This is a genomic window from Floridaenema aerugineum BLCC-F46, from assembly GCF_041929345.1.
Taxonomy (GTDB): domain Bacteria; phylum Cyanobacteriota; class Cyanobacteriia; order Cyanobacteriales; family Aerosakkonemataceae; genus Floridanema; species Floridanema aerugineum.
Genome location: NZ_JBHFNQ010000148.1, coordinates 1 through 1,983, shown reverse-complemented (window position 1 = coordinate 1,983; position 1,983 = coordinate 1). Strand labels below are relative to the sequence as shown.

1 protein-coding gene is annotated in these 1,983 nt (G+C 38.9%); it reads right to left on the bottom strand.

Going from position 1 to position 1,983, the window contains the following annotated elements:
- Positions 1 to 142 precede the first annotated feature (142 nt).
- Positions 143 to 1,723, bottom strand: coding sequence for an MFS transporter (locus ACE1CC_RS19720; protein ID WP_413272140.1), 1,581 nt, complete (start codon positions 1,721 to 1,723; stop codon positions 143 to 145).
- Positions 1,724 to 1,983 lie beyond the last annotated feature (260 nt).

Sequence of the window (1,983 nt, the reverse complement as noted above, 5' to 3'; positions counted from 1 at the left end):
AATCTTATTTAATCGTAGGGTGTGTTAGGCACGGGCGATAAATTCAGCATTCCAATCCATCAATAAATTCCCGTGCCTAACGCACCGTTCCCTGGTTTGTAACATTTATGAACATTTTTCCCCATTAACCCGAAAGAGCCGTTTATTCGACAACCTTTTGATTATTTTGATAGGAACGTAACCAAAACCAGGATAGAATTGCTGCTAAGAAAAGAGCGATCGCACTCACCAACATCATCTGCGTTACCCCGGTTGTAAAAGCAGCCTGATAATTTCCCACTAATCCTTTTAACTGTTCTTGGGGAATGGCAAATTGAGCAGAAATTGAAGGTACATTGCTACTTAAAACCTTCTGCAATAACTCATTTACTTTCTTAATTTGCTCTTCATCTAATCCAGCTTTAGTAAGTTCGCCCAAATAATAATTTCGCCCGAAAGTTGTCACCAAAGCTACTGTTACCGCTACCCCCATTGCATTTCCTAATTGCATGAATGCGTTATTAGTTGCGGAAGCTACACCTGCTAAAGTTGGAGGTGCGGAGCTTAATAAAGCATTAGTTCGGGGAATATTGGCGATCGCCATCCCTCCCCCTAACAACAACATTGGAATTACTAATGTCCAAATTGTTAATTCGGGACTAATTAACAGGGAAAAAAGAAACAGGGAAAAAGAAAAAATTAAAGTGCCTGTTACAATTAAAGAACGAATCGGAAACCGATTAACCAACCCACCGGAAATGATGCTAAAAACAAACAGCGATAATGTTAAAGGTAACAGCATCAAAGCCGATTCAACTGGAGATTTTTTCAGTAAAACTTGGAAGTAATTAGACAGGTGAAAAAATACTCCAGTTTGAGCAAAGGAAAACAAGAGAATCAGTAAAGCACCAAGGGAAAAAGCAGGTTTTTGAAATAGTGAAAGTTCTAAAGCTGGCGATTCTACATGAGCTTCCCACCAGATGAAAATTCCTAAAATTATCAGTCCGATAACTCCCGGAATCACCACTCCCGCACTGAAAAAACCACCTGCGCCGCTTGCTTGACTAATACCATAAATCAGCGCAAATAACCCAGCCGCACAAAGTAAAATTCCTTGCCAATCTAGTTTTTTATTTCCAGATGCTTTACTTTCACAGACAAAGCGCAACATGAGAAATATAGTTAACAATCCCAGTGCAATCACTAAGGTAAAAACCGATCGCCAACCAAAAGCTTGATTAAAATATTGAATTGCTAGGGATGAAAAACCTCCCATGATTCCTAATGTTGCGCCGTAAATCCCGATCGCTTTTGGACGTTCTTCTTTATCAAAAGTGATCACAATAATCGCCAATGCCAAAGGATTTACTAATGCCTGAAAAACCCCATCCATTGCCCGAATCCCAATCAAAGCACCAGCACTAGCGGCAAACATTGATAAAATAGCTGCGGCAACTATGCCCCCAGTGCCAATTAAAATTAACCTGCGTCGCCCGTAAATATCCCCTAACGTACCACCACCTAAAATGAAAGCTGCCAGCATCAAAGTTGAAATGCTTGACATTAAACCAATTGTTGCTTGAGGTGCATTCAGGTCTTTTTGAATTGCTGGCACAATTAAAGTGAGAATACCGGAATCGATCGCTACCATCAGCACAGCAATGATACAGGCAAATAAAACCATCCATCGTCCTGGATCGCGTTCTTGGGTTGTAATTACAGGAGTCATTTTTTTGAGTATCATTCATACATAATCTCAAGTAAGAAGATACCTTAAAAAGGTGCAAAAATTGTGTATTAACTCAAGTTGCTAGTTAGATCGTCTCCGATCGATTACCCATAAATAAAGTGATAATAGTTAGATTCGGATGGGGCGGGGGAGATTACCACCCCCCAAAAAAAAAAAAAAAAAATTTGGGGGGGGAAAAAACCCACCAAAAAATTTAAAAAAAAAAAAAATTTGTTAAAAAAACCCCAAAAATAAATAAAAAAAAAAATTTTTTT

Bases quoted from the DNA above. Each gene is read 5' to 3' on its own strand.
- ACE1CC_RS19720 (WP_413272140.1), bottom strand. From the start codon at position 1,723: ATGATACTCAAAAAAATGACTCCTGTAATTACAACCCAAGAACGCGAT.